This window comes from Burkholderia sp. Ax-1724, assembly GCF_011752995.1.
Taxonomy (GTDB): domain Bacteria; phylum Pseudomonadota; class Gammaproteobacteria; order Burkholderiales; family Burkholderiaceae; genus Paraburkholderia.
Genome location: NZ_VWWL01000013.1, coordinates 38,183 through 64,697 on the forward strand (window position 1 = coordinate 38,183; position 26,515 = coordinate 64,697).

General features: G+C 64.4%; 25 protein-coding genes and 1 pseudogene. 8 read left to right on the plus strand and 18 right to left on the minus strand.

Annotation, left to right across the window (positions count from 1 at the left end):
• The 3 genes from argA to proP all read left to right on the plus strand — a co-directional run bounded on the left by argA (nt 1) and on the right by proP (nt 4,084).
• A complete protein-coding gene (argA, locus tag F3J19_RS16805; protein WP_167043299.1) occupies nt 1-1,389 on the plus strand; it encodes an amino-acid N-acetyltransferase in 1,389 nt (462 codons plus the stop codon).
• Nucleotides 1,390-1,489: 100 nt separating this feature from the next.
• Nucleotides 1,490-1,762: an oxidative damage protection protein gene (locus tag F3J19_RS16810; RefSeq protein ID WP_167043301.1), complete on the plus strand. Its 273-nt coding sequence runs from the start codon at nt 1,490-1,492 to the stop codon at nt 1,760-1,762.
• An 858-nt stretch (nt 1,763-2,620) separates the two neighbouring features.
• Entirely contained in the window at nt 2,621-4,084 is a 1,464-nt protein-coding gene (gene proP / locus F3J19_RS16820; RefSeq protein ID WP_167043303.1) for a glycine betaine/L-proline transporter ProP, read from the plus strand.
• 350 nt (nt 4,085-4,434) lie between these two features.
• Here proP and F3J19_RS16825 read toward each other — a convergent pair whose 3' ends face one another.
• The 7 genes and pseudogenes from F3J19_RS16825 to F3J19_RS16855 form a co-directional block, all read right to left on the minus strand.
• The gene (locus tag F3J19_RS16825) at nt 4,435-4,914 is read right to left on the minus strand and encodes a metallophosphoesterase family protein (RefSeq protein WP_345891044.1); all 480 of its coding nucleotides are present in this window, start codon (nt 4,912-4,914) and stop codon (nt 4,435-4,437) included.
• A 160-nt stretch (nt 4,915-5,074) separates the two neighbouring features.
• Nucleotides 5,075-5,879 (minus strand): annotated as a pseudogene (locus tag F3J19_RS16830) (hypothetical protein).
• Nucleotides 5,880-5,881: 2 nt separating this feature from the next.
• The gene (locus F3J19_RS16835) at nt 5,882-6,457 is read right to left on the minus strand and encodes a TMEM175 family protein (RefSeq protein WP_167043309.1); all 576 of its coding nucleotides are present in this window, start codon (nt 6,455-6,457) and stop codon (nt 5,882-5,884) included.
• 169 nt (nt 6,458-6,626) lie between these two features.
• The gene (locus tag F3J19_RS16840; protein ID WP_167043311.1) at nt 6,627-8,024 is read right to left on the minus strand and encodes an FAD-containing oxidoreductase; all 1,398 of its coding nucleotides are present in this window, start codon (nt 8,022-8,024) and stop codon (nt 6,627-6,629) included.
• A 187-nt stretch (nt 8,025-8,211) separates the two neighbouring features.
• On the minus strand, nt 8,212-8,400 hold the full coding sequence (locus F3J19_RS16845; protein ID WP_167043313.1) for a hypothetical protein: 189 nt from the start codon (nt 8,398-8,400) through the stop codon (nt 8,212-8,214).
• 229 nt (nt 8,401-8,629) lie between these two features.
• Nucleotides 8,630-10,954 (minus strand): EAL domain-containing protein, encoded by a 2,325-nt coding sequence (locus F3J19_RS16850; RefSeq protein WP_167043315.1) that lies wholly within the window; start codon nt 10,952-10,954, stop codon nt 8,630-8,632.
• 175 nt (nt 10,955-11,129) lie between these two features.
• On the minus strand, nt 11,130-11,831 hold the full coding sequence (locus tag F3J19_RS16855) for an SH3 domain-containing protein (RefSeq protein WP_167043317.1): 702 nt from the start codon (nt 11,829-11,831) through the stop codon (nt 11,130-11,132).
• 574 nt (nt 11,832-12,405) lie between these two features.
• Between F3J19_RS16855 and F3J19_RS16860 the strand changes: the two genes are divergently transcribed.
• On the plus strand, nt 12,406-13,155 hold the full coding sequence (locus F3J19_RS16860) for an SDR family oxidoreductase (protein WP_167043319.1): 750 nt from the start codon (nt 12,406-12,408) through the stop codon (nt 13,153-13,155).
• Nucleotides 13,156-13,272: 117 nt separating this feature from the next.
• On the opposite strand, the gene F3J19_RS16865 is transcribed toward F3J19_RS16860, so the two are convergent.
• Nucleotides 13,273-13,626 (minus strand): helix-turn-helix domain-containing protein, encoded by a 354-nt coding sequence (locus F3J19_RS16865; RefSeq protein WP_167043321.1) that lies wholly within the window; start codon nt 13,624-13,626, stop codon nt 13,273-13,275.
• A gap of 94 nt (nt 13,627-13,720) precedes the next feature.
• Nucleotides 13,721-15,169, minus strand: coding sequence for a PLP-dependent aminotransferase family protein (locus F3J19_RS16870; protein ID WP_167043323.1), 1,449 nt, complete (start codon nt 15,167-15,169; stop codon nt 13,721-13,723).
• 201 nt (nt 15,170-15,370) lie between these two features.
• Here F3J19_RS16870 and F3J19_RS16875 point away from each other — a divergent pair, with 201 nt between their 5' ends.
• A complete protein-coding gene (locus F3J19_RS16875) occupies nt 15,371-17,695 on the plus strand; it encodes an FdhF/YdeP family oxidoreductase (RefSeq protein ID WP_167043325.1) in 2,325 nt (774 codons plus the stop codon).
• A gap of 42 nt (nt 17,696-17,737) precedes the next feature.
• On the opposite strand, the gene F3J19_RS16880 is transcribed toward F3J19_RS16875, so the two are convergent.
• From F3J19_RS16880 to F3J19_RS16895, 4 genes are all read right to left on the minus strand, one after another.
• Complete coding sequence (locus F3J19_RS16880) at nt 17,738-18,241, minus strand: M48 family metallopeptidase (RefSeq protein WP_167043327.1); 504 nt, start codon at nt 18,239-18,241, stop codon at nt 17,738-17,740.
• A gap of 262 nt (nt 18,242-18,503) precedes the next feature.
• On the minus strand, nt 18,504-19,091 hold the full coding sequence (locus tag F3J19_RS16885; RefSeq protein ID WP_167043328.1) for a hypothetical protein: 588 nt from the start codon (nt 19,089-19,091) through the stop codon (nt 18,504-18,506).
• A 2-nt stretch (nt 19,092-19,093) separates the two neighbouring features.
• The gene (locus tag F3J19_RS16890; RefSeq protein ID WP_167043330.1) at nt 19,094-19,477 is read right to left on the minus strand and encodes a DUF3592 domain-containing protein; all 384 of its coding nucleotides are present in this window, start codon (nt 19,475-19,477) and stop codon (nt 19,094-19,096) included.
• 1 nt (nt 19,478) lies between these two features.
• On the minus strand, nt 19,479-19,952 hold the full coding sequence (locus F3J19_RS16895; protein WP_167043332.1) for a type VI secretion system tube protein Hcp: 474 nt from the start codon (nt 19,950-19,952) through the stop codon (nt 19,479-19,481).
• Between the two features lie 413 nt (nt 19,953-20,365).
• Here F3J19_RS16895 and F3J19_RS16900 point away from each other — a divergent pair, with 413 nt between their 5' ends.
• From F3J19_RS16900 to F3J19_RS16910, 3 genes are all read left to right on the plus strand, one after another.
• Nucleotides 20,366-20,884, plus strand: a complete 519-nt coding sequence (locus F3J19_RS16900) for a DUF2778 domain-containing protein (RefSeq protein ID WP_167043334.1) — start codon at nt 20,366-20,368, stop codon at nt 20,882-20,884.
• Nucleotides 20,865-21,125 (plus strand): hypothetical protein, encoded by a 261-nt coding sequence (locus F3J19_RS16905; RefSeq protein ID WP_167043336.1) that lies wholly within the window; start codon nt 20,865-20,867, stop codon nt 21,123-21,125. Before F3J19_RS16900 ends, F3J19_RS16905 begins: the two co-directional genes overlap by 20 nt.
• Nucleotides 21,126-21,193: 68 nt before the next feature.
• Nucleotides 21,194-21,454: a hypothetical protein gene (locus tag F3J19_RS16910; RefSeq protein ID WP_167043338.1), complete on the plus strand. Its 261-nt coding sequence runs from the start codon at nt 21,194-21,196 to the stop codon at nt 21,452-21,454.
• A 77-nt stretch (nt 21,455-21,531) separates the two neighbouring features.
• On the opposite strand, the gene F3J19_RS16915 is transcribed toward F3J19_RS16910, so the two are convergent.
• The 5 genes from F3J19_RS16915 to F3J19_RS16935 form a co-directional block, all read right to left on the minus strand.
• Entirely contained in the window at nt 21,532-22,269 is a 738-nt protein-coding gene (locus tag F3J19_RS16915) for an ABC transporter substrate-binding protein (protein ID WP_167043340.1), read from the minus strand.
• Nucleotides 22,270-22,315: 46 nt separating this feature from the next.
• Entirely contained in the window at nt 22,316-23,347 is a 1,032-nt protein-coding gene (locus tag F3J19_RS16920; RefSeq protein WP_240159012.1) for a porin, read from the minus strand.
• Nucleotides 23,348-23,570: 223 nt separating this feature from the next.
• The gene (locus F3J19_RS16925; protein WP_240159014.1) at nt 23,571-25,016 is read right to left on the minus strand and encodes an MFS transporter; all 1,446 of its coding nucleotides are present in this window, start codon (nt 25,014-25,016) and stop codon (nt 23,571-23,573) included.
• A gap of 108 nt (nt 25,017-25,124) precedes the next feature.
• Nucleotides 25,125-25,766, minus strand: coding sequence for a UbiX family flavin prenyltransferase (locus tag F3J19_RS16930; RefSeq protein ID WP_167043344.1), 642 nt, complete (start codon nt 25,764-25,766; stop codon nt 25,125-25,127).
• A 25-nt stretch (nt 25,767-25,791) separates the two neighbouring features.
• Complete coding sequence (locus F3J19_RS16935; protein ID WP_167043346.1) at nt 25,792-26,439, minus strand: carbon monoxide dehydrogenase subunit G; 648 nt, start codon at nt 26,437-26,439, stop codon at nt 25,792-25,794.
• Between the last annotated feature and the right edge of the window lie 76 nt (nt 26,440-26,515).

Consider the following 26,515-nt stretch of genomic DNA (forward strand, 5'->3'; position numbering starts at 1 on the left):
ATGAATTCCCAAACCGACCTCGTCCCCGCGCCCGCGAACGGTCCGGCCCCCGCCGACTCGCCGGAAACCCTCGCCCAGCACGCGCAATTCGTCGACTGGATGCGTTCCGTCGCGCCTTATATCCACGCGTTCCGCAACAAGACGTTCGTTGTCGGTTTCGGCGGCGAAGTGGTGCATCAGGGACTCCTGAATGCGCTCGTGTCCGACATCGCGCTGTTGCAGGCAATGGGCATCCAGATCGTGCTCGTGCACGGTTCGCGTCCGCAGGTCGAAGAGCAGATGAGTCTGCACGGCGTCGAGTCCGAGTTTTCGCACGGCATGCGCATCACCGACGCGCATGCGCTCGAATCCGCGAAGGAAGCGGCCGGCGAAGTGCGCCTCGACATCGAGGCCGCGATCAGCCAAGGCTTGCCGAATACGCCGATGGCGCACGCGCACATCAGCGTGGTGTCGGGCAACTTCGTGACGGCGCGGCCGGTCGGCATTCTCGACGGCGTCGACTTCCAGCACACGGGCCTCGTGCGCAAGATCGACGCGGATTCGATCCGCCACTCGCTCGCGAGCCGCAAGCTCGTGCTGCTCTCGCCGCTCGGTTTCTCGCCAACGGGCGAGGCATTCAATCTGTCGATGGAAGACGTGGCCTCGGCCGCCGCGATCGCGCTGCGCGCCGACAAGATCGTCTTCCTGACCGAAACGCCGGGCCTCATGGGCGCCGGCGAGGAAAGCCCCGAACTGATCCACGAACTCTCGCTCGACGACGCCTACAAGCTGCACGAAAGCGGCGAAGTCACCGGCGACGCGGGTTTCTACCTCAAGCATTCGATCCGCGCCTGCCGCGGCGGCGTGCCGCGCGCGCACATCATCCCGTACGCGCTCGACGGCAGCCTGCTGCTCGAACTGTTCCTGCACGACGGCGTCGGCACGATGATCTCGTACGAGAACCTCGAAAGCCTGCGCGAAGCGACGCCGGATGACGTCGGCGGCATTCTCTCGCTGATCGAGCCGCTCGAAGCGGACGGCACGCTGGTACGGCGCGGCCGTCACCAGATCGAGCGCGACATCGACCATTTCTCGGTAATCGAGCACGATGGCGTGCTGTTCGGCTGCGCGGCGCTGTATCCGTATTCGCAGGAGCGCATCGGCGAAATGGCGTGCCTGACGGTCGCCCCCGAGGCGCAAGGCACGGGCGACGGCGAGCGCCTGTTGAAGCGCATCGAGCAGCGCGCGCGGGCGCGTGGCCTCACGCGCATTTTCGTGCTCACTACGCGCACCGAGCACTGGTTCCTCAAGCGCGGCTTCGTCAAGGCCACGGTCGACGACCTGCCCGAAGACCGGCGCCGGCTCTACAACTGGCAGCGCAAGTCGCTCGTGCTGATGAAGCAGCTTTGAGCGGCCGACCAGACCTACAGGCCTACCGGCCCGCTAACCGGCCCCGGCCGCTCCCGACAGGCGTCTGCCCGCCCCAACACGATTACAGGAGAATCACAGCATGACTCGTATGGTTCAATGCACGAAGCTCGGCAAGGAAGCCGAAGGCCTCGATTTCCCGCCTCTGCCGGGCGAACTCGGCAAGCGGATCTACGAAAGCATCTCGAAGGAAGCCTGGCAAGGCTGGTTGAAGCAGCAGACCATGCTGATCAACGAAAACCGTCTGAACATGGCCGATCCGCGCGCGCGCCAGTATCTGATGAAGCAGACCGAAAAGTTCTTCTTCGGCGAAGGCGCGGATACGGCTTCGGGTTACGTGCCGCCCTCGGCGTAAGTCTGCCGCTTCCGGACCGGTTTGGTTGGCGGCGCGAGGATCGGCGCGCTCCGTCACCTAACCGGCCCATGCCCACGCCGGTCCACAGAGCGGTATCGACACAGAAAATCCGCGCCGCGAGCGCGGATTTTTTTCGCCCTCTTTTCGTCCTCACCTCGTTGGCCTGTGGTCGACCTGTCGCCGGCATGGCCCGCCAATGTTCTAAACAGTCCGTTTTTTACGACTGTTCCGACCCCGCCCAATCCCCCGCCCAATCCCCCGCCCAATCCCCCGCCCAATCCCCCGCCCAATCCCCCGCCCAATCCCCCGCCCAATCCCCCGCCCAATCCCCCGCCCAGCAAGGGATGGCGCCATCCAACCGGCTCTCGCGGGGAGACCCGGTTTGCACGATCCTCTGCGATCGTGCTATCATGTGCTTCGTTTCAACAGCAACTCACCTTCATTCGCGCTCTTTTCAAGTTGGTTCGCCACGCTTTTTCCGCGCGTGCGGCATCCTGAATCGAGCTGTTTTTAAACAAGAAGGCTCGTCGGTCGTTTCCCCGCGCAAGCGGCAAATTCAAGATCGGCCTTTTTCGTTTCAAGCCTTCAGTGGCGCATGGGTCAGCTTCCGGCCAACCCGGCGTCCGTCATGCATCTGCCCCCCTTCCACGGCCACGCAGGTGCAACAGTCAGCATAATCTAGACGAGTGTTTTTTCGCGACATAGTCGCGGGGCATGGGCGTTTGCTTTGGTTCGCCGCCTCTTCCGCCACCGGATAACCGCCGCCGCGGAGGTCACCGCCTTGCTCGCGAAATTGCACTTCCAGCAACCGTGGCGGAACGCATCCCGAGTTTCGTCGCAGTCAGTGGAGTTATCACCTTGACCGCTTCCAGCAACGGCTTCTGGCGACATCACAAAAAAGAACAACGCCTCTCCCTCGACGACATCACCGTCGTCGACCACTCACTCCTCAAACGGGCCGTCGGCGCGATGGCGCTCGGCAACGCGATGGAATGGTTCGATTTCGGCGTGTACAGCTACATCGCCGTCACGCTCGGCAAGGTGTTCTTTCCGTCGTCGAGCCCGTCCGCGCAGCTGATCGCCACGTTCGGCACGTTCGCCGCGGCGTTCCTCGTCCGCCCGGTCGGCGGCATGGTGTTCGGTCCGCTCGGCGACCGCATCGGCCGTCAGCGCGTGCTAGCGATGACGATGATCCTGATGGCGGCCGGCACGTTCGCGATCGGCCTGATTCCCGACTACGCGACGATCGGCATTCTGGCGCCGGTGCTGCTGCTCGTCGCGCGTCTCGTGCAGGGCTTCTCGACCGGCGGCGAATACGGCGGCGCGGCGACCTTCATCGCCGAATTCTCGACCGACAAGCGCCGCGGCTTCATGGGCAGCTTCCTCGAATTCGGCACGCTGATCGGCTACGTGCTCGGTGCGGGCACGGTCGCACTGCTGAGCGCGGCGCTGCCGAGCGATGCGCTGCTCTCGTGGGGCTGGCGCGTGCCGTTCCTGATCGCCGGCCCGCTCGGCCTGGTCGGCCTCTATATCCGCATGAAGCTCGAGGAAACGCCCGCGTTCAAGAAGCAGGCCGAGCAACGCGAAGCCGAAGACCGCGCGCTGCCGAAGCAGTCGTTCAGCCAGTTGCTCGCGCAGCAATGGAAGCCGCTGCTGCTGTGCGTCGGCCTCGTGCTGATCTTCAACGTGACCGACTACATGGCGCTGTCGTATCTGCCGAGCTATCTGTCGGCGACGCTGAACTTCAACGAAACGCACGGCCTGTTCCTCGTGCTGCTCGTGATGGTCCTGATGATGCCGATGACGCTTGCCGCCGGCCGCCTGTCCGACACGGTCGGCCGCAAGCCGGTCATGCTGTTCGGCTGCGTGGGCCTGTTCGCGCTGTCGGTGCCGGCGCTGCTGCTGATCCGCATGGGCACGGTGCTGCCGGTATTCGCCGGCCTGATGATGCTCGGCATGCTGCTGTCGTGCTTCACGGGTGTGATGCCGTCGGCGCTGCCGGCGCTGTTCCCGACGAAGATCCGCTACGGCGCGCTCGCGATCGGCTTCAACATTTCGGTATCGCTGTTCGGCGGCACCACGCCGCTCATGACCGCATGGCTCGTCGAGCGGACCGGCAATCTGATGATGCCCGCGTACTACCTGATGGGCGCATCGCTGATCGGCATCGTGTCGGTGCTCGCGCTGCGCGAAACCGCGCGCAAGCCGCTGCCCGGCTCAGGTCCGAGCGTCGCGACGCGCGCCGAAGCCCACGCGGTGCTGCGCGGCGAGCGCGAAGCCGAGGAGATGGACGAGCGGTATGCGGCGGCGGCGCGTGCCTGATGGTGTGACTCGGGAGTAAGCCACGCGCGCTACCGCTACATGCCGATCGATTCATGAGCGGATGCGCGGTGCTGTTGAATACGGACCGCACGCACAAGCGAAGCTGTTCGCCGCCACGCAATTGATCTGCGATTACCCGCCGGCGTGAATACATCACATGCGTGCACCACATGCAGCCGCGCGCCGACTCCATGGTCAAATCGCCGACCTCGGTAATCGAGTGCGTGGCCATCGCGCAGGCGCAACTGCCCGCGTTCAGCCCGGCGATGCGTGAGCGAGTGCTCCGCCCCCCCAGAAAGCAGTTCCCGCCAGACGAAAGCGGGCCGGTGACCTTCACCGGCCCGCTTTTTTTACGTCAGCAGCGCATCGAACGTCGCGCTGACCTGCTCGCCGTCGATAAGCAGCATGCCCGCGCACACCGGCAGCCTGAAACGTCGTGGCCCCGCGCTGCCGGGATTGACGAACAGCACGCCGTCGCGCTCGCCGATCGACGGTTTGTGCGAATGGCCGCTCACGACCACGGCGATGCCTTCGTCGCGCGGCGCGCAACCGAGGTCGGCGATATCGTGCACGACGAGAATCGTCACCTGCTGCACGATCAGCCGCGCGTGCGTCGGCAACGAAGCGGCCCAGTCGCCGGTATCGTTGTTGCCGCGCACCGCCGTGACCGGCGCGATCCGTGCGAGCGCATCGAGCACGTCCGAGTTGCAGATGTCGCCCGCGTGCACGATCGCGTCGCAGCCTTCGAGGTAGCGCAAAGCTTCGGGACGCACGAGGTTGTGCGTGTCGGAGATAAGCCCGACGCGGCTCGCGCGGGGGAAAGAGCGCACGGAGCGCACCTCGTCCGCGCGCGAGGCGCTGCCCGCCGTACCGGCGCGCCGATCGGCTGCATGGCAATTCTGCAAGCTGATCCGGCGAAGCCGAGGCAGCGCATTCGCCGATGGCGGGACGCCGGAAGAAGTCAGGTAATCGTGCATCGCCCGGCGTGCCTCACTCCGCCCGTGGCCCGGCGGCCACTTCGCGCGCCGCGCGCTCGCTGCGCGGTGCGGCGAGCATGCGCCGCGTCAAGCCCTGCACGACGACCGATACCACCGCCGCGCACGCGAAGCTCGCCGCCACGCCGTATTGCGGCAGCATCGTCGCGGTCACGGCGAAGAACGCCGCGAACGAGCCGCGCCCGATCACCATGCCGCGCGTCAGCCGCGCGACGAAGTCCGCGCCGTGCTCGCGCTGCGCCGACACCGCGAGCACGCTGCCGAGCAGCGGAAACACCGACAACACCCCGCTCCACGCCGCGCCCATCGAGGCCGACAGCGTGGTCACCGCGAGCGTCAACAGCGCGCCCGCCAGCATGCGGACCCAGATCGGCACGGCCGACGCGCGACGCCGGCACGCGCCCCGATGCACGCGGCAAACCGCTCTGCGACACCACGACGGCCGCGCCGGCCGCCGCCACCGCCCAGCCGAGCGAGCCGGGCAACCGCACGAGCAGCAGCGCCGAGCCGAACCAGCCGGCCAGGCCGGCGACCAGCGCAACCGGTCAGCCGAAGCGCCGGCAGGTCCACGCATACGCGAGATTGAACGCTTCCGCCGCGACGATCGCCGCAATCGACGCCACCGATGCCTGCGCCGCGAACCCCGGCCCGCGTTCGAGCGCGAGCAGCAGCACGATCGGTCCGGCGACGACCGGCAGCCCGGCGAGCCATCCCGCGACCGACGGCCCCCACGCCCGCGCGGCGGCCGTCAGCGCGGCAAGAAACGCCGGCACCAGCACGAGCTTCAGCGCGAGCAGCATGCTCAGCCCTCCAGCAGATGCTCGATACGCCGGTCCGGCACGAGCCACCACGCGGCGACGAGCGCATAAAGCGTGGCCGACGCCCACGGCTCGACGAACGCGAGCCCGATGCCGAGCAGATAGAGAACCACCGAGACCTTGCCCTTGAAGTCGCCGCCGAGCGCTCTCGCGAGCGTCGAGTCGCGGCCGTGTTCGTGGATCAGCGTGCGGGTCAGGAAGAAATAGGCGATCGCGGACATGAACAGCACGACGCCGTACAGCGCGCTCGGCCACGCGGCCAGATGGCTTTCGCCGAGCCAGTGCGTGACGGCCGGCAGCAGCGACAGCCAGAACAGCAGATGCAGGTTGGCCCACAGCACCTTGCCGTTGACCTTCTGCACCGCATGCAGCATGTGATGGTGATTGCTCCAGTAGATGCCGACGTAGATGAAGCTCAGCACGTAGGCGCAGAACACGGGAATGACCGGGCGCAGCGCCGCGAGATCGTGGCCTTCGGGCACCTTCAGTTCGAGCACCATGATCGTGATGATGATGGCGATTACGCCATCGCTGAAGGCTTCGACGCGTCCCTTGCCCATGCTGCGAGTCCCCGAGATGAATGCGGTTGAGCGCACAGCCCGCCCGCGCATGACGGACGAGCCGCGCCGTTGCCGATTATCGGCGACGCGGCAAGGCTTTGTCGATGCGCGCGAGATGGGCTGCCGCGCCGGTCGTGGGCAATTCCGTCCGCGGCGCTCGCGGGCGCGCTCACGGCATCGGCTTGAGACCGTCGAGCAGGGTCGGCACGAGTTCGCTGATCGTCGGATGCACGTGCATCGCGAATTGCAGCGTGGGATACGGTGCGCCCGCCGTCATGATGTCGATGAACGTGTGGATCGCCTCGTCGCCTTCGATGCCGTGAATCGCCGCGCCGAGAATCTGCCGGCTGTGCGCGTCGGCGAGCACTTTCATGAAGCCGTCGGTTTCACCGCGCTCGCGCGCGCGGCCCACGCGCGACATCGGCAGCGTCGCGATCAGCGCCTGCCGGCCGCTGCGACGCACGTCCTCTTCCGACAGGCCGACGCGCGCGAGCGGCGGATCGACGAACACCGCGTACGCCATGATCCGCGTGTCGGCGCTGCGCGAGCCGCCGTCGAGCAGATTGGCCGCGACGATCTGATAGTCGTCGTAGGAGGTATGCGTGAAAGCGCCGCGCCCATTGACGTCGCCGATCGCCCAGACGCCCGGCACGTTCGTGCGCAGTTGGCCGTCGACGGCGATCATGCCGTGCCGGTCCGTTCCGATGCCGGCGGCGTCGAGGCCGAGGTCGTCGGTATTCGGCTTGCGGCCGGTCGCGAACAGCAGGTGCGAGGCTTCGAGCGCCGGCACGTTCTGCTCGAAGCCGATGCACACCTCGTTCGCGCGATGCGGATGCGGCTCGACCCGCGTCGGCTGCACGCCGAAATGAAACTCGACGCCGTCGCGCTCGAGCACCTGGCGCACCGACTCCGAGCAATCCGCGTCCTCGCGATTGAGCACGCGCTCGCCGCGCACGAGCACGCTCACGCGGCTGCCGAAGCGACGAAACACCTGGGCGAATTCGAGCGCGATATAGCTGCCGCCGACGATCACGAGATGGTCCGGCAATTCGCTCAGTTCGAGCAGCGTGGAGTTCGTGTAGTACGGGATCCGCTGGATGCCGTCGAGCGGCGGCACGACCGCGCGCGTGCCGGTGTTGATGAAGATTTCGTTGGCGCCCAGTTCCGCGAGCAGTTGGCCGTCGAGGCCGGTGACGGTCAGCGTGTGCGCGCCGGTGAAGCGCGCATGACCGTTGAATACGGTCATGTTCTCGGTGCCGCGCAGCCATTTTTCGACGCCGCCGCGCGACTCGCCGATGATCCGGTCCTTGCGCGCCTTGACCGCCGCGAGATCGACGCTGATCGAACCCACCTGCACGCCAAGTTCGCCCGCGTGGCGCGCCACGTGCGCCGCGCGGGCGCTCGCCACATACGATTTAGTCGGCGTGCAGCCGACGTTCACGCAGGTTCCGCCAAACTCCGCGCGTTCGATGACGGCGGTTCGGCGGCCGCTTCGGGCAAGGCGCACGGCCAACGGCGCACCGCCCTGTCCCGTACCGATCACGACTGCGTCGAAATGCTGTGGCATGGCAAATCTCCCGGGGCTGGGTGCAGGTCCGTAGCATCTTACGCCTTGAACCATGCCGCCCGACGAGCACTGCCTTGCGGACCACCATCCGCCCACCGCGAGGATTAATCGGGATGACTACATGAACACTGCATGGACTGCTGCATGAACTACCGCGCAGGCTCGAAGCCTATTCGAGCCGCGCCCGTCATGCGTGGCAATGTACCGCGCAAAGCAGCGCGCGCGAACGTTGCAGCGCGGCCTGTGCTCCGCGTGCCGCGAACACCCAGCCCACCTGGCCGAGATTGAAGTCCTGCGACACCATCACCTGCATGAGCGCGACCATCGGCAGCACGACCGATGGCCGGTAAAGCTGGTTTCTGATCAACTCCGACATGACGACCCCCATCGCGCGGCGCCGCTTCGGCACCACGCCTGATTACGTTTCGATGGAAGCATTCTAGGGAGCGCGCCGCCGTCGATAAATACCGGCAACACGAAGTCACTTGTTCGTCAATCAGAACAATCGCGCACGGCAAAGCCGAAGCATCCGCGGCCCATGTGCCGGGCCCGGCGGCAGAAGCGCCCGCGGCACGTCAGGACGTTGAAGGCCGCGTCAGGACACCTCAGTACGCCTTCGCCATGCCGCTCGTCTGCGCATCGCCCAGGCCGCGCGCGTATGCGCTCGCGCCGACCGGCCGGCTATACAGATAGCCCTGCTGCTTGTCGCAATCGATCGCGCGCAGAAACGCCGCCTGCTCGGCGGTCTCGACGCCTTCCGCCGTCACGTTCATGCCGAGCGAGTGCGCCATCGCCACAACAGCCTGCGTGATCGCGATCGAGTCGCGATGGTCGGGCAGCCCCGCGACGAACGAGCGGTCGATCTTCAGGTTATGCAGCGGAAAGCGCTTCAGATAGGACAGCGACGAATAGCCGGTACCGAAATCGTCGACCGAAATGCGCACGCCCATCGTGCTCAGTGCGCTCAGCATCGGCAGCACGGTGTCGCTGTCGCTCATCAGCAGCCGCTCGGTGATCTCGAGTTCGAGCGCGGTGGGCTCGAGCCCCGACTGCGCGAGACAGCGCTCGATGCGCTCGAGCAGGCCGTCGTTGAATTGCCGCGGCGACAGGTTCACCGCGACGATCAGATGCGGCGCGAGCGTGCGCCGCCATTGCGCGACCTGCTCGCAGGCCCGCTGGAGCACCCAGTCGCCGATCTCGCCGATCAGCCCCGCGTCCTCCGCGACCGGAATGAATTCGCCCGGCGACACGTTGCCGAGCTCGCCGTTGTACCAGCGCAAAAGCGCCTCGGCGCCGATCGTGCGGCCGTCCTGGCTATCGACGATCGGCTGGTACACGAGGCTCAGCTCGTCGGCGGCGAGCGCGCGGCGCAGCGACTGCTCGATCGTGAAGCGCCGCTGCAGATGCCGGTTCAGCTCGGCGGTGAAGAACTGGAAGTTGTTGCGGCCGCGCTGCTTCGCGTGATACATCGCCGAGTCGGCGTTGCGCATCAGCGTCGCGACGTCCTGGCCGTCCTCGGGAAAGAGACTGATGCCGATCGACGCACCGAGGTAGTACTCGTTGCCGGCCACCGCGAACGGCACCGCGATCATGTCGAGAATCCGGTGCGCGAGGGCGATCAGCTCGCTCGTGTCGCCATACGCGCTGACGACGATCACGAATTCGTCACCGCCGACGCGCGCGAGCGTGTCGCCGCGTCCGACGCAGGCCGACAGCCGCTCGGCGACGCTGCACAGCAGCGCGTCGCCGGCTTCGTGGCCGGCGGTGTCGTTGACCTTCTTGAAGCTGTCGAGATCGACGAACAGCACCGCGACGCCCGCGGGCTCGAACGTGCCGTCGCCGCCATTGCCGTGGCCCTGCGGTTCGAACAGGTCGCGCATCCGCTCGGTCAGATAGGCGCGGTTGTAGAGGCCCGTGAGCGAGTCGCGCGTGGCGAGAAACTTGAGCTGGCGCTGCGCCTCGCGCACCGGGCCGATGTCGGTGAACGAGATCAGCACCGAATCCGGCTCGCTCTCGCCGGGTCGCATGATCGGCACGACGTTTTCGGTGATCCACACGACCTCGCCGCCGATCAGCTCGACGCCGATCGTCACGCCGAGCAGCGGCTTGCCGGTCGCGAAGACCTGCGTAACCGGCCGCTGCGTTTCGTGGATGAGCGAGCCGTCCTCGTTGAACGAGCGCGTCATCACGGTATCGATGCGGCAACCGACGATCTGCGGCGTCGCGCGCAGCATGCGCTGCGCGCTCGGATTGCAGGCGAGCACGATGCCCGCGCGCGACTGCACGACGATGCCCTCGCTCAGATGATCGACGACGAGCCGGTGCCGCTCCTCGCTGCGCGCGAGACGCTGCGCCATCGCGTCCTGATGGACCGCGAGGCCGACGCTGCCGCCGATATCGTGCAGCATCGCCTCTTCTTCGGGAGTGGGACGCCGCCTCGTGCGGTAATAGACCGCGAACGCGCCGAGCACGACACCGGCGTCGTTTTCGAACGGCACGGACCAGCACGCGCGCAGACCGTACGGCCGGGCGAGATGGCAGAAGCCTTCCCAGAGCGGGTCGGTTTCGATGTCGTCGACGACGACGAGACGCCGGCCGTACATCGCGGTGCCGCACGAACCGACCCGCGGGCCGATCGCGATGCCGTTGACCGCCGCGCTGTACGCGGGCGGCAGCGACGGTGCGCCGCCGACGCGCATGTGCACGCCGTCGGCGTCGAGCAGCAGGATCGAGCAGGACGCGCCTTCGCCGAGCAGCGCCTCGGCGCGGCGGCATACCTCGTCGAGCAGTTCCGGCAACGGCGTGTTGCACGTGATGAGCCGCAATACGCTGCGCTCCGAGGCGAGCAGTTCCTCGGCTCGCTCGGCCCGGTAGCGGGAGCCCTCTGGAGAGGCTGCCGTCGTGCCACGTGATGTCGCTTCGCAAATCATGGTTGCGCCCCCCAACCCAACATCGGCAAATAAGTGTCCGCCGCGCACCAGGGTTTACGAGAGACCGGTGCGAAATATCTGCAATGCGTCGCCTATGCGCGAGGCCGGGCGGGGAATGCCGGAAGCCTCGCCTATCCGGCGTGCCCGGTGTCTTCGCCGCGGTGCGCGGGCCGGTTCAGTTGTTGCCGCCTCCGCCACCGCCTTGCTGCCTGCCGGGTGGGCGGTTGCCGCCCCCGCCTTGGGGGCCTTGTGGACCGCCGCCGCCCTGTGGGCCGCCGGGTGGACGGCCGCCTGCGTTGCCCGGTGGCGAGCCACCCGGCGGTCGTCCGCCTGCATTGCCCGGTGGCGGTCCACCCGGTGGTCGTCCGCCTGCATTGCCCGGTGGCGGGCCACCCGGTGGTCGTCCGCCTGCATTGCCCGGTGGCGGGCCGCCCGGTCCAGCATGCCACGGCGGCCGCCGCACTGTCGGCGGCGGATGGTGAGCCCAGCGCGACTGCTGGCTGTACCAGGGCCGGCTGCGGTAATAGTTGCCCCAGTAATCGGCGATCGCAAAGCCCACAATCGGCAGGCCGATCACGGTGCCGTAGTTCACCAACGGCACATTGCCGCCCTGATACGGCACACTGAGCCGCGCTGCAAAGACCCAGCCGCGCAGATTCGGCGCGGCGACATCGCACCAGTGGAAGTTGCCGAGGCAGCCCATGACCGTAAGCGGAACGCCGGCCGGCAATTGCGTGACGATCGGATAATCGGCCGCGGGGCCGGCGTGCACGTTGACCCGGCTCGTCGTGTAGGCCTGCGACTGCGCGCTCGCCACGACCGGCAACGCCAGCAGGCCCGCCGCCACCGACAGGCCCAGAACGAATCGTTGTGTCATTCCTGTTCCTTCCCCCAGTCTGGACGGCCGCTTCCCGCCAGCCGCCCTATATGCCCCTACTTATATATAGACGTTGCACCCGTCGTATGACAATGGCGCGGCGCCCGGTCCCGGCGGCAACGCTTCGCCCGCACGCCTCGCGAGGCGGCACGCGGCGCGTCGATCCGCGAGGCCGCCGCGCAATCGACGCTCGACGGCACCGTGGGCCAACTGTACTGGAAAGCACCCAGGCAAGTCACCCGTCGCCAGGCGTTTTCCGACGACGGCGGCGGCAAATGGCTATCACAGCATGGAAGCGGACCTGAAATGGGCCTGTATCAACCCTGAAGTGGCCCTGCAGCGGCCCCTCGATTTCGCCCGACCTGCTCCCGGATCGTTCCGGAACCGCTCCCGGCCTGTACCCCGAATCGCATCCGAATCGCCTTCCGAATCGCCCTCCCAACCGCACCCGGCCCGCGCCCCACAACATGTTCGATATCTTCGAACGAGTGCATCGAGGAAGTGGTACGGCAAGCGCGTCCGCGACGCGCATTATCACTCCTACCAACCCCTCACACTGTTTCGGAGAAATGAAATGACCCGCTTCCAGAACACCTCGATTCTCGTCACCGGCGGCAGCAGCGGCATCGGCTTCGCGGCCTCGCAAGCGTTCGCCCGCGAAGGCGCTCGCGTCGTCATCACCGGCCGCGACGCCGCCGCGCTCGACACCGCCAAAAACGCGCTCGGCGAACGGGCGATCGCGATCCGCAACGACGCGGGCTCGCTCGCGGCGGCGCGCGAACTGGCCGCCGCACTCGACGCGCAAGGCGTGCGGCTCGACGCCGTCTTCATCAACGCGGGCAGCGCGAAATTCGCGCCGTTCGCGGACGTCGACGAAGCGCTGTGGGACTCAAGCTTCGACACCAACGTCAAGGGCGCGTACTTCCAGATCCAGGCGCTGCTGCCGCTGCTGAACCGGGGTGCGTCGATCGTCATCAACGGTTCGATCAACGCACATATCGGCATGCCGGGCTCGTCCGTGTATGCGGCGAGCAAGGCCGCGCTGATTTCGCTCGCGAAGACGCTATCGGCGGAGTTGCTGCCGCGCGGCGTACGTGTGAACGTGGTGAGCCCTGGGCCGGTGCGCACGCCGCTCTACGGCAAGCTCGGCCTCGACGCGGCCGCGCTCGAGGCCACCGCCGCGCAGATCGTCGGCCAGGTGCCGCTCGGCCGCTTCGGCACGCCCGAGGAAATCGCCGCGACCGTGCTGCATCTGGCCGCGCCGGAGTCGGCGTTCATCGTCGGCAGCGAGATCATTGTCGATGGCGGGATGAGTCAGCTTTGAGTGGGCTTTGATCCGGCGCGCGGGGACGCGCCGGGTCGCATCAGGTCATACCAGGCCATACTGGATCGCACTGAGTCGTACCAGGTCACACTGGGTCGCACCAAACCGTGAAACATATCAATGCAGGCTCGGCGGCCGAGGCGCGTCGTCCTCGGCGGCGGCACCGCCGTCGTCCGCATCCCTGCTGTCGGCATCGCCGCCCTCACCCTCTGCGTCGCCGAACAACTGCGCGCACAAGCCCTCGCCCGACTCGCTCAGACACGCTGTGCCCGTGCCGTCCTCGTTGAACGCGGTATCGACGAGACCGCCGCCCGACAGCGCGGTCAGGTGGCGCCGCAAACTGCTCATCGGCACGTCGGCCTGCTTCGACAGCTTCGCGAGCGACCACGCGCGCCCCGGCGTTTCCCGGTGCGCGCGCCATAGCTGCGCGAGTATCGCGGCGAGCTGCGGGTCGATATCGTCATCATCCATGCGTGTCTCCTTCGTGGGTCGTTCGTAAGTCGTTCCTGGGTCGCCCGATTCGCGGGCCGGTCGTTCGCCACGCTCGCGATCCTGCCGCGCGCGCTCAGCTCATCCCCGCCACCAGTTCCCCCAGCGTCTTCAACGCCGCCTCGGCCTGCGCGGTCCACGGGTAGCTGTAGTTGAGCCGGATGAAGTGGCGAAAATCGTTGCGCGTCGAAAACATCATCCCCGGCCCCACCGTGATGCCGCGCGCGAGCGCGGCCTGATAGAGCCGCATCGAATCGATCCGGCCCGGCAGTTCGACCCACAGCACGTAGCCGCCCTGCGGCGCCGACACGCGCGTGCCAGCCGGAAAGAAGCGCAGCACGAGCGCCGTCATGATGCGCGCCTGCTGCCGGTACACCTTGCGCACGTGCCGCAGATGCCGGTCGTAGCCGTCGTGACGCAGATAATCGGCGACCGCGACCTGCGGCACCGACGGCGTCGTCAGCGTGTTCAGGAACTTGAGCTTCTCGACCTGCGCGCGATAACGCCCCGGCAGCGCCCAGCCGATCCGGTACGACGCGGTCAGGCTCTTCGAAAACGACGCGCAGTGCAGCACGAGCCCTTTCGTGTCGAAAGTCTTCAGCGTGGAAGGCCGCGTGTCTCCGAAATACAGTTCCTGGTAGACGTCGTTCTCGATCGCGGGAATCTCGTGCGCAGCCAGCAGTTCGACCAGTTGCCGCTTGCGCTCGTCGGACATGCAAAAGCCGAGCGGATTCTGGAAGTTCGGCATCACCATGCAGGCGGCGATCTTCTGCCGCCCGATCGCCTTGGCAAGTGCGTCGAGGTCGATGCCGTCGAGCGGATGCGTGGCGATTTCGAGCGCGCGCATGCCGAGGCGCTCGATCGCATGCAGCATCGCGTAGTAGGTCGGCGATTCGACCGCGACCGTGTCGCCCGGCTTCGCGACCGCCTGCAGGCTCAGGTTGATCGCCTCGGTCGCGCCGAGCGTGATGACGATCTCGCCCGGATCGACCGGCAGGCCGTTTTCCGCGTAGCGCCGCGCGATTTGCCGGATCAGCTCGGGATTTCCCGGCGGCAGATCGTCGATCAGGTTCCAGCTCGCGTGACGGCGCGCGATCGCGTTCGCGTACTGGTTGATGCGCCGCCACGGAAACAGCGACGGGTCCGGATACGGCGAGCCGAACGGCACGGCGTCGTGCGCGCGGATGCTGCGCAGCGTCGACAGCACGAGGCGGCTCACGTCCACCGTGGCGGGCACCGGCGCGGACGCCGCGGACTTGCGGCCCGCGCGCGCCGCGGTGGACGACGCGGCCGGCGCCACCGCAAGCGCCTTCGCCGCCGCGTCGCGCACGAAATAGCCGGACTGCGGCCGCGTCTCGACGATGCCGCGGCTCTCCAGCAACGCATACGCGTGCAGCACGGTCTTGATGCTGACGCCGTGCTGCTGGCTCGCCTGGCGCACCGAGGCAATCCGCTCGCCGGCCGCGAACACGCCACGGCGCACGGCTTCGGTGATTTCGTCGGCGAGTTTTTCGTAGAGCTTCAAGGGGGTTACGGTGGAGTCGAAGGGGTCGCGGGCTTGCGAGGCTCGAAGGGCCGGGAAAGCACCGGCACGCGCACCGCGATCAGGCTTGCGCAACTGTACTCCTATTCTTTCCGATTTTCTGTATCCGACGCCTTCAGGGGAACACAGTACGCTTGCGACTATCGGCCCGAAAAGCCCCCAAGCCTGCTCCATCGCCCCGTCATGAAGAAGAACGAAGCCAGCATCGAACCACGCATCGAGCCCTACAAGCACCCCGCCGCCGGCTGGGGCGCGCTCAAATACGTCGCGCTCAATCTGCTCAAGGAAAAAGTGGCGGGCGGCAACTACCGCACGCTGCTCAAGCAGAACCAGCCCGACGGCTTCGACTGCCCGGGCTGCGCCTGGCCCGATCGCGAGCATGCCTCGACCTTCGAGTTCTGCGAGAACGGCGTAAAGGCCGTGGCCGCCGAAGCGACCGGCAAGCGCGTGACGCCCGCGTTCTTCGCGCAGCACAGCGTCGCCGAACTGATGGCGCAATCGGACTTCGAACTCGAACAGCACGGCCGTCTGACCGATCCGCTCGTCTACGACGCGCGCTCCGATCGCTACGTGCCGATCGGCTGGGACGCAGCGTTCGAGCTGATCGCGCGGCATCTGCAGCAGCTCGGCGATCCCGATCGCGCTGCGTTCTATACCTCGGGCCGCGCGAGCAACGAAGCCGCGTTCCTGTATCAGCTGTTCGTGCGCATGTACGGCACCAACAATTTCCCCGACTGCTCGAACATGTGCCACGAAGCGACGAGCCGCGGCCTGCCGCATACGGTCGGCATCGGCAAAGGCACGGTCACGCTCGACGACTTCGAGCACGCCGATACGCTGCTGATCTTCGGCCAGAATCCGGCCACCAACCATCCGCGCATGCTCGGCGAACTGCGCGAATGCACAAGGCGCGGCGCGACGATCGTGTCGATCAATCCGCTCAAGGAGCGCGGACTCGAACGCTTCGCGAGCCCGCAGCATCCGGTCGAAATGCTCACGCTCGGCAGCACGAAGATCAGTTCGGTGTTCATCCGCCCGAAGGTCGGCGGCGACTTCGCGCTGATCAAGGGCGTCGCCAAACGCATCATCGAACTCGACGACGAAGCGCTGGCCTCGGGCCTCGAACGCGTGCTCGACGTCGGCTTTATCGCCGAACACACGGTCGGCTTCGAAGCGTTCGCCGACGATCTGCGCGCCGAGCGCTGGGACACGATCGTCGCAGAAGCGGGCGTGCCGTTCGAAGATGTATTGAAGCTCGCCGACATCTACGCGCGTGGCCGCGCGGTGATCTCGACGTGGGGCATGGGCCTCACGCAGCACAAGAACTCGGTCGCGACGGTGCAGATGCTGTCGAACCTGATGATGATGCGCGGAAATATCGGCCGGCGCGGCGCGGGGCTGTGCCCGGTGCGCGGCCACTCGAACGTGCAGGGCGACCGCACGGTCGGCATCGAGGAAAAGCCGACCGACGCGTTTCTCGACAAGCTCGGCGCGGTCTACGATTTCGAACCGCCGCGCGAGCATGGGCTCGACGTCGTCAACACGATTCAGGCGATGCTCGACGGCCGGGTGAAAGTGTTCATCGGCCTGGGCGGTAATTTCTCGATCGCGACACCCGACACACCGCGCACGTGGGAGGCGATGCGCGCCTGCGATCTGACCGTGCACGTCACGACCAAGCTGAACCGCAGCCACCTCGTGCATGGCCGCGATGCGCTGATTCTGCCGACGCTCGGGCGCACCGAGATCGATCTGCAGAACGGCGTGCCGCAGGGCGTGAGCGTCGAGGATTCGATGAGCATGGTGCACATCTCGTATGGCATGAATCAACCGGCCTCGGATAATCTGCTCTCCGAAGTGGCGATCGTCGCGCGCATGGCGCATGCGACCCTGGGCAGCGCCAAGGTGGACTGGCTCGCGCACGCGGCCGACTACGCGCTGATTCGCGACGGCATCGCGCAGGTGATCGACGGTTTCGCCGATTACAACGAGCGCCTGAAGAATCCCGGTGGCTTCCATCTCGGCGTGGCGTCGCGTGAGCGCATCTGGAAAACACCGAGCGGCAAGGCACAGTTTCTCGTTCATGCGATCGCGCTCGATACGCCGATTCATCTGGCGCGCAAGCAACATGGCGAACGGCTCATGACGCTGATGACCACGCGCTCGCACGATCAGTACAACACGACGATTTACGGTCTCGACGATCGCTATCGCGGCGTGTACGGACAGCGGCGTGTGCTGTTCGCCAATCCGGCCGATATCGCGATGCTCGGGTTCGCGGCCGGCCAGCGCGTCGATATCACGAGCGTATGGGCCGATGGCATCGAGCGTCGCGTGGATGGCTTCCTGCTCGTCGAATACGACATTCCGCGCGGTTGCCTCGGTGCGTACTATCCGGAGACGAATCCGCTCGTGCCGCTTTCTTCCGTGGCGGATGGCGCGGGCACGCCGACTTCGAAGTCGATTCCGGTATTGCTGACGGCTTCGGTGGTTGAGGTGGCGGCTTGACGTGTGCCGTTTGAGGTTCGGGGTGCGTGGTCTGCGCGCGCGTCAGGCTGTCTTCTTCGTCAGATCGCGATGGGTCAGATAAAGCCGCAGGTCGAATTCGATCTGCGGGTAGCCCGGTTGCATGAACTCGCACAGACGATAAAACGCCTTGTTGTGATCGCTCTCCTTCAGATGAGCGAGTTCGTGCACGACGATCATCTTCAGAAATTCCGGCGCCGTCGATTTGAATAGCGACGCGATGCGGATTTCCTTCTTCGCCTTCAGCTTGCCGCCCTGCACGCGCGAAATGCTCGTGTGCAGACCCAATGCGTGCCGTACGACGTCGAGCTTGCTGTCGTAGGTGACCTTGTCGATCTGCTCGGCGCTGCGCAGATGTTCGCGTTTCAGTTCGGCGCAATACGCGTAGAGCGCGCGATCGGTCTGCACGTCGTGCGTGTTCGGATATTTCCGCGCGAGGTAGGCGCCGAGCTGATCGGCGGCGATCAGGGTTCTGACCTTCTCCTGTAGAGGCGCGGGGTAGCCGGTCAGGTATTTGAGCGGGAGCATGAAAGAGGACGGGTTTTTGTCGGATGGATATTATGCGGGGTTCAGTTTGTTGGCGAGGTTGAGATTTGTCAGGCGCCGACTAGACTCCGCACGACGTGGTGAGCCAAGCTGTCAACGACGCACCAACCGTGTGCGCCTAGAAGGATAGCGGTATCGGTAACGCGTGATGGATAGATATTGCTATCGGCAGAATTGATCACGGGAGTAATAGCCGATCAAAATTGAAGCCGTCTATTACCGCTCCGCCCCACTTGAACAAAGGTTAGTCCGCTTCCGCGCCCTGATAGTGGATTTGCCCGAACATCAGGCCAGCGCCAATGGAATCTGTCAGCCCTTCCATACGGCCCTGTGTTTTGATAAAAACTGGGGCGGACATAATCGCTTGCCGCAGAAACGTACCGCCCGCCCACGGGACCATTGCAGCTTTCATTAGCTCCAGATTGATTCCTGCAAGTAGATATGATCCGCTCCAGCCCGCAAGATAACCAGCGGACCAATCCAGATAAATGATACCTCCCTCAAAATTTTGGGCTTCCAACTCGTCACCATGAAACGTCTCTGTCATGTACACAGTCCCATTACTATCAAAACCCTTTGCAGAACCACTTCCCCCTATACCATGTCCCCGGATTGAGATTTTCGGCAATTCGAGCTTCTGCAATTTCAGCCATTTAAGAATAGGAATCGAGAGACCTATTCCCACTCCCGAATATTCAAATTTCCGAGGTGGTCCACTCGGCGGATCGACAACAATAACGCCTCCTGATGCAAGAAGAAGATCGACATTCAAGCTGCCACCTGCCCCAGTTTTATAACGCCATTGACTCTCACGCAACGACTTGATCCACATAATTACCCATACCTCCCCCTGAATGGCTCTCCTGTCCAGCCTGCATAAAGAAATGCAATTGCAAGGACAGCCAACATAAATTCTTCAAACCAAATTCCGTAGAAGTCGTCAATTCGTGCGGTTTCTCTTGGCATAAGCGGGTCGTAGCGAACCAGAACGGAATCACCAACATCCGCAGAAATAAAGCTTGCCGGAAACGTTATCTGCTTGCCGCGTTGCGTCACAAAAGCAATCTCGGGATGACGTTCACCATGGTTTAGCCGGATAACCTTGCCCAAGGTTGTAGTAGATGTCCGAATAAAATCCAGATTCGACTTGACTTCCGATATCGCCCCAATCAATAGAGCAAGACCAATGATCAGGGCAATGTAATTGCGTTTTCGCATACTATTTCGCAATATTCTCTCGGATATCAAATTCAGCTGTAACCATCCCACCGCTCCCACCGACAACGTTTTGCACCTTGTATTCCTGCTTCACTTTCGCAAACGACAGGCGAACGCGCTCCATATAATTCGTGCCCGCGACCGACGGTTCAACCTCAATGATAACAACATCGCTCATCGTGATTTTCAGAAATTCAAACGGAATACCCCCCGCCTTACGCATCGTTAAAACTACCTGTGGAATGTGGCGGCCCGTCAGACAGTAACGCATCAGGTTAGGGCTGGCACGATCGATATGGTGTAGAAACTCAAGATCGTTAATAGTCGCCTTACCTACTCCACCTCCAGCACCGGACATCATTGCAGATTGTTGCTCCATCTTCCAATGCCAGCCGGTCACTTCTAATTCGCCTCGGTGAAATTCATCCTGCGACTCACCTGAAATACCGTCAATCTTGACAAACATATCCGCCATAACATCCCCAGTCTGCATTGAGATCAACCGTCGTCAGTAGTCAAAATATCGTACGGACAACATCGCTTTGCACGCATCATGCATGTGCCTACATCACATGCAGATACACATCGAAAGCCATGATTCGAAAAAAATAGGCTCGTTGGAATCAGACAACTCTGAAAGCTAGGACAGTCGCCCCCTTCTGTCTTCTACCTGATCCAGGAAAACAGTGAAACAACGCTCCAGTCAATTTCAAGATACGTATTGGAAAGTTGTGATATTTGCTACGTAGTCTTTAATTATTGTTAATTCGTATCTTTCCTTGACTTGCGTCCCTTCACGACCCTGCATCACTGTGGCAGCGTAGCGAACGCTTCCTTCAGACAAGGCTCGCCTTCACTGATAGAGCGACCGTCACTTTCGAGGAATCTATGCCGTTACAGGGAAAATTCGTTGTTGATAACAAGCCGGTTTTGCATCCGGACATGAAGGGTATCGGGTCGTTTCCAGCGTTCTCGGGCGATGAAATCTATCGCAATCGAAGTGGATGCACGGCTGTAGTCGATAAAGGGCCTTTGCCCGCGGGGAAGTATTGGATCATCGATCGGCCTGGCGGCGGTATCGGTTCGAGAGCAGAAGCCTATCTCAAAGACTCATGGAATTCTGCTATTGGCACTCCAACACATCATACCGATTGGTTCGCGCTGTACCGCAACGATGGCTTGATCGATGACTGGACGTGGGTGAATGGTATAAAGCGCGGCAATTTCCGGTTACATCCTTCCGGGGGAGGTGGACATTCGTTCGGGTGCATTACGCTACAAAGCCGCGTGGATTTTCACAATCTTCGTCAAGCGCTGCTGCGAACTGGAACTATCTGGGCTGGCAATTCTGTCATGCGTGCATATGGCTGGATCGAGGTAATTGCAAATGGCAAAACTTGTCCGTAAAACCGCTAAGGTACTGCTGTTCTGCGGCTTGTACTTTTTAGCGATCCGGTACGTTCACACCTATCCGATGCCGATGACATTGCAACAGCAACATTATTTAATCGTGATCTCGGACGCATTCAGAGTTGCCGACTATGAACTGTTCTACATCCTGGCCATGATGCTTATCGACCTGATCGTTACTATCATCGTGTACTCGATCCTGATGAGACTTTGGCGCCGCTATCGCATGAAGGAATAAAAAGCTCCGTCACATAGCGCGTTGGTTCGCAGCCAGCGCGCTATGTGACTGGATCAAGGTAATTGCAAATGGCAACACTTATCTGTAAAGCCGCCAAAGTACTGCTGTTCTGCGGCTTGTATTTTTTAGCGATCCGGTACGTCCACACCTATCCGATTCCAATGACGTTGCGGCAGCAACAAGAACTGATCGTGGCCTCAAACGCATTCGGAATTGCCGATACCGAACTGTTCTATATCCTGGCCATGATGCTCATCGACCTGATCGCTACCATCATCGCTTACTCGATCCTGATGAGACTTTGGCGGCACTATCGCATGAGACGATAAAAAATCCCCACCAACACACCGCAATTGATACGCCTGCTGCCACCAATCACAGCAGCAGCAACAGCAGGCGCCCCCCATCACCCCACCAACGGCGCCACCGACGCCCCACCGATCCGATGCCGCGCCAGCGCTTCGGCGACAAAACCCGACGCCTTCATCTCCTCGACGAACGCCCGCAACGCCTGGGCCGCGCCCTCGCCGCGACTCTTCGGCACACCCATCGCCTGCTGAATCACCATAAATCTCTCGCCGAGCAACCGCAATCCGCCAACTTGCCGCGCGTCCGCTTCGAGTTGCTGCTTCACGCCCGCCGCCACTTCCGCCTGCTCTTCGACGAACGTCTGCACCACAGTCGGCGAAGTCGGCGCGCGCACGATCCGCGCGTCCTTCAACGCGCGCGTCAGAAACAGATCGTACGCACTCCCCTTGCCGACCACCACCCGGTTATGCGCACGATCGACCTCTTCATTCGAGCGGATCGGCGAATCGTCGCGCACGAGGTAATAGCCTTCGATCAGCACATACGGCGCGGTAAACGCGATTTTCTCGCCACGCAGGGGATCGATCGCGAAGAAACCGAAGTCGGCCTGCTCGTCGCTGACCGCCTGCACCGACTTGCCCGCCGCATCGAATACCACCAGTTCCAGTTCGACGTTCAGGCGCGTCGCAAACGCACGCGCCAGATCGACCGAGACACCCACCGGTTCGCCGGACACCGGGTCCTGGTTCGCGAGTATCGGATTGCCGAGATTGATCGACGCGCGCACCTTGCCCGTAGGCGTGAAAGATGACACGACGGTCTGATCGATTGCCATATTTGCTCCGTGAGTTCGAAGTCCCTGAATCGGCACGACGGCACGCTCAGAATGCGTGCCGCAGACCCAATGCCGTCGTCGTCGCCGAACCGTAGCCGCTCGTCTTGTCGTACATGCCCACGAGATACACGTCGGTGCGTTTCGACAGCGGGTAATCGTAGGCGATCGAGCCCGTGTTACGCATCGTGCGCACGTTGAGCGGCGCGCTGCGCGTCGTGCGCGCCCACTCGGCAAGCACCGAGCCCACGCCGATCGGCGCCGACAGACCCAGCATGTACGTGTGCGCGCTCGCCGGCTTGCCGTAGGTCTGCGCCCCCTCGGCCAGCGCATAGACTTTCGCGATGTTGAAGTTGTACGTCATGCCGCCCATCCACATGTCCTGCTCGGACACCGGCGCGGTAACCGGCGTGCGCACGCGCTGCAACGACACCGCCGCGAGGAACGGCCCGTTCACGTACTTCGCGTGCAAGCCGAGATTGGCGATGCCGTTCGCGCCCGCGACGCCGCCGAACCCATAAATTGCCGAGGCGGTGAGCCCGGCCAGATTCGGCGTCTGGTATTGCGCGGCATTGTCCCAGACGGTGTCGCCGATCACCGTGTTGTTGAACGTCGCCACGAAGGTTTGCAGAACGATCGGCGAGAACACCACCGACGCGCCGAACGGGTTCAGCAACTGCATGTTGATGTAGGTCGGGTTCGTCTGCCGGCCCAGCCACAATTTGCCGTAGTGCGTCGACACGCCGACGTACGCGTTGCGGGACAGGAAAGGATCGGCCGGCGTGCGGCCCATCGCGCCCGTGTTCGGCTGGAAGAAGCTTTCGAGTGCGAACTCCACCGAGTTGCCGCCGCCGATATCCTCGGAGCCGCGCAGCCCCCAGAACGACGTCGTCAGGCCGCCGCCGCCCAGCGTGACCGCGGCCGCCGGCCCGCTGCTGTGCTTGACGCTGCCGACATACGTGCCGACGATCCCGTACAGCTGTACCGACGATTGCGCGTACGCCGCGCCCCCCGTCAATAAACCCATGCCGAGCGCCATGCGCGCGTACTTCGCCAACCGGCTGCCGTTCTTCCTTGTCATCGCGAGAGTCTCCAGATCGTTGTTGTGCATCGGCGGACGATGTCGTGGCATCGCCGCCGGGGTTGCGCGCGAGCGCGCGTCGCCGCGCCCCGTTGCGGCAACGGAGCGGGCAGATTCTTTTTTTCGGGGTAGGGGTATGGCTGGCGCCGCGCGACAGGGCGGCGCCGGTACGGCTCAGGTACGGCTCAGATACAAGCTCACTCAGTGCGGATACGCACTCGGATCAGGGCGCGATCTCTTCGAGGCTGCGCTCGCGCGTTTCGATCATGCCCGTCGCGGCCAGGGCGCCGACCGCGCTGACTGCCGCGAACATCAGGAACACCGAACCGGTGCCCTCGGTGTGCACGAGCAGACCGACGAGCGTCGGGCCCACCGCCGACGCGAGCCGCAGCCACGACGTCGCGAGGCCGGTGCCGGTCGCGCGCATCCGCGTCGGATAGACCTCGGGCGTGTACAGATAGAGCACCGCGTTGATCGAACCGATCAGCCCGTAAGTGAGCGTGCCCATCACCATCACGCCCCACACGCTGTGCGCGGCGAACAGTCCGAGCGCGACCGACAGCGCGCCGCCCGCGCAGAACGCCGCGAGCGTCCAGTTGCGGCGGCCGATGCGGTCGATCGAATAGGCGCACACGAGCAGCAGCACGACCTGGGCGATGTTGGTCATCGACGCCGCGCGCAAGGCCGATTGCAACGGCAACTGATAGACGGTGCGATACAGCGTCGGCAGCCAGTTGTTCAGGCTGTTCGCAATGAAGAACGCCGTCGCCCACAGCACCCACACGATCAGCGTGCGGCCGCGATAGAACGGCGAAAGCAGTTCGCGCCAGCCGGCCTTCTTGCCCGTCGGCGCGAGCTTCGCTGCGCTCACCTTCGGGCCGCCCGCCGCCAGGATGCGGCGCGGCGTGCTCGCTTCCATGCTGCGCACGACCACTTCGGCTTCCGCGTAGCGTCCCTTGCCGATCAGCCAGCGCGGCGACTCCGGCAGCCGCGACACGAAGAACGCGATCATCAGGCCCGGCACCGCGCCGATCCAGAACATCACCTTCCAGCCGACCGCCGGCACGAGCCAGGCGCCGAGCTGCCCCGCCGCCATCAGGCCGACCGGGAAAAGCATTTCGTAGAGCAGAAAGTATTTGCCGCGACCGTGCGCATTCGACAGTTCGCTGATGTACGTCGCCGCGACCGGCATCTGTCCGCCGACGCCGATGCCCTGGATGAAGCGGCACGCGAGCAGCATCGGAATGTTGCCGGACAGCGCGCAGCCGAGGCTCATCACCGACATGATCGCGATCGAAACCGTCGCGCTGCGAATCCGGCCCGAGCGCTCGGCGTACCAGCCGAACACGAGCGCGCCGATGAACTGGCCGATATAGCTCGCGCCGATCAGAAAGCCGATCTGCAGCGGCTTGATCTGCCACAGGCCGACCAGCACCGGCAGCACGAACGCGAGCGAGAGCGCGTCGAACGCATCGAAGAACGTCGAACTGCCGATCACGACGCGCGCCTTCGTATGCCAGCGCGAAAACGGCACGCTCTCGATGCGCGCGAGCAGTTCGGCCGCCTGCTGGCCGGATGCGGCGGCGGCCGCCTCCGCGCTGCCGGCCATGTTGTCGCGCAGCGTAGGCTGCGAGCCTGCCTGCGCGTTTAAGACTCTGCTGTCCCGCATCTGTGTCTCCAGTAATCGTTGTTCTGCTGTCCCGGTTGAGTGGCGGACCGAATCCGTCGCTTGTGCCGTCGCTTATGTCGTCGTTTGTGCCATCCGTGCTACCGCCGCTCAGTCGGCCTCGGCGCCACGCGCGCCCGCGAACGAATCGGCGAGACCCTGCCAGCGGCGCACCGCTTCGGTATCGATGTCGAACAGGTCGAGCACGCGGCCGAGCGTCTGATCGACCATCTGCTCGAGCGACGCCGGCTTCGCATAGAACGCGGGCACCGGCGGATAGACGATCGCACCCGCCTCGGTGACCGCGCCCATGCTGCGGATATGCCCCGCGTGCAGCGGCGTTTCGCGCACCATCAGCACGAGACGGCGGCGCTCCTTCAGCATCACGTCGGCCGAGCGCGACAGCAGCGAACTCGTGCAGCCGGTCGCGATCTCCGAGAGCGTCTTGATCGAGCACGGCGCGACGACCATCCCGTCGACGCGAAACGAACCGCTCGCGATCGCCGCGCCGATGTCGGCATTCGGGTAATGCACGTCGGCGAGCTGCTTCACGTCGGCGAGCGTCATGCCCAGCTCGTCGGCGAGCGTGATCTGGGCCGAGCGGCTCGCCACCAGGTGCGACTCGACGTTGGCCGCGCGCAGCATCTCGAGCAACCGCACACCGTAGATCGCCCCCGACGCGCCGCTGATGCCGACGACGATGCGGCGTGCCCGGTTGCCGCGCGAGTGCTCAGATGAAGTCAGATCGTGCATCGTGGACTCGCCGGTGAAAAGTGCATCAATGGAAGGCGTACACGAGGGCCACGGCCACCACCACGCCGAGTGTTGCCCACAGCCACAGCTTGCTGCTGCCGCCGCCCGCCGCGCGCGCGCTCGATGCCACCGCGGCCGTGGCGGCCGCATGCGGCGTGGTACTTTGCGCTGCCCCGGCGGCTGCAGCGTCTGCCGTGTCGGCACTGCCGTCAACCACGGCCTCGGCCGGCATCTCCGGTGCGAGCGCTTCGGTGAAGCGCCCGAAAAACTCTTCGGCCATCTTCTTCGCGACGCCGTCGATCAGCCGCGCGCCGACCTGCGCGAGCCGGCCGCCCACCTGCGCATTCGCGCGATACACGAGCTTCGTGCCGCTGCCTTCCGGCGCCAGCTCGACCTGCGCGGTGCCCTTGCCGAAGCCGGCCGCGCCGCCCGAGCCCTCGAAGCTCAGCGAATAGGCTTCCGGCGCGCGCAGATCGGTGAGCGTCAGCTTGCCGTTGAAGCGCGCCTTCACGGGCCCGACGGCCGCGGCCATCACGACCTTGTAGTGCGTGTCGTCGACGCGTTCGAGCGACTCGCAGCCGGGCACCGATACCTTCAGTATCTCGGGGTCGTTCAATGCGTCCCAGACGCGCTCGCGCGGCAGCGGCAAAATGCGTTCGCCGGTCAGTTCCATTGCAAATCTCCTTGTACTGCGGACGACAGGCTCTCTCGCCGGCCTCATGGGCGCGATATGGGAGAACCGGTATGAC

Bases quoted from the DNA above. Each gene is read 5' to 3' on its own strand.
- argA (WP_167043299.1), top strand. From the start codon at position 1: ATGAATTCCCAAACCGACCTCGTCCCCGCGCCCGCGAACGGTCCGGCC.
- F3J19_RS16810 (WP_167043301.1), top strand. From the start codon at position 1,490: ATGACTCGTATGGTTCAATGCACGAAGCTCGGCAAGGAAGCCGAAGGC.
- F3J19_RS16835 (WP_167043309.1), bottom strand. From the start codon at position 6,457: ATGGGCAAGGGACGCGTCGAAGCCTTCAGCGATGGCGTAATCGCCATC.
- F3J19_RS16840 (WP_167043311.1), bottom strand. From the start codon at position 8,024: ATGCCACAGCATTTCGACGCAGTCGTGATCGGTACGGGACAGGGCGGT.
- F3J19_RS16845 (WP_167043313.1), bottom strand. From the start codon at position 8,400: ATGTCGGAGTTGATCAGAAACCAGCTTTACCGGCCATCGGTCGTGCTG.
- F3J19_RS16850 (WP_167043315.1), bottom strand. From the start codon at position 10,954: ATGATTTGCGAAGCGACATCACGTGGCACGACGGCAGCCTCTCCAGAG.
- F3J19_RS16855 (WP_167043317.1), bottom strand. From the start codon at position 11,831: ATGACACAACGATTCGTTCTGGGCCTGTCGGTGGCGGCGGGCCTGCTG.
- F3J19_RS16860 (WP_167043319.1), top strand. From the start codon at position 12,406: ATGACCCGCTTCCAGAACACCTCGATTCTCGTCACCGGCGGCAGCAGC.
- F3J19_RS16865 (WP_167043321.1), bottom strand. From the start codon at position 13,626: ATGGATGATGACGATATCGACCCGCAGCTCGCCGCGATACTCGCGCAG.
- F3J19_RS16875 (WP_167043325.1), top strand. From the start codon at position 15,371: ATGAAGAAGAACGAAGCCAGCATCGAACCACGCATCGAGCCCTACAAG.
- F3J19_RS16880 (WP_167043327.1), bottom strand. From the start codon at position 18,241: ATGCTCCCGCTCAAATACCTGACCGGCTACCCCGCGCCTCTACAGGAG.
- F3J19_RS16885 (WP_167043328.1), bottom strand. From the start codon at position 19,091: ATGTGGATCAAGTCGTTGCGTGAGAGTCAATGGCGTTATAAAACTGGG.
- F3J19_RS16890 (WP_167043330.1), bottom strand. From the start codon at position 19,477: ATGCGAAAACGCAATTACATTGCCCTGATCATTGGTCTTGCTCTATTG.
- F3J19_RS16895 (WP_167043332.1), bottom strand. From the start codon at position 19,952: ATGGCGGATATGTTTGTCAAGATTGACGGTATTTCAGGTGAGTCGCAG.
- F3J19_RS16900 (WP_167043334.1), top strand. From the start codon at position 20,366: ATGCCGTTACAGGGAAAATTCGTTGTTGATAACAAGCCGGTTTTGCAT.
- F3J19_RS16905 (WP_167043336.1), top strand. From the start codon at position 20,865: ATGGCAAAACTTGTCCGTAAAACCGCTAAGGTACTGCTGTTCTGCGGC.
- F3J19_RS16910 (WP_167043338.1), top strand. From the start codon at position 21,194: ATGGCAACACTTATCTGTAAAGCCGCCAAAGTACTGCTGTTCTGCGGC.
- F3J19_RS16915 (WP_167043340.1), bottom strand. From the start codon at position 22,269: ATGGCAATCGATCAGACCGTCGTGTCATCTTTCACGCCTACGGGCAAG.
- F3J19_RS16920 (WP_240159012.1), bottom strand. From the start codon at position 23,347: ATGACAAGGAAGAACGGCAGCCGGTTGGCGAAGTACGCGCGCATGGCG.
- F3J19_RS16925 (WP_240159014.1), bottom strand. From the start codon at position 25,016: ATGCGGGACAGCAGAGTCTTAAACGCGCAGGCAGGCTCGCAGCCTACG.
- F3J19_RS16930 (WP_167043344.1), bottom strand. From the start codon at position 25,766: ATGCACGATCTGACTTCATCTGAGCACTCGCGCGGCAACCGGGCACGC.
- F3J19_RS16935 (WP_167043346.1), bottom strand. From the start codon at position 26,439: ATGGAACTGACCGGCGAACGCATTTTGCCGCTGCCGCGCGAGCGCGTC.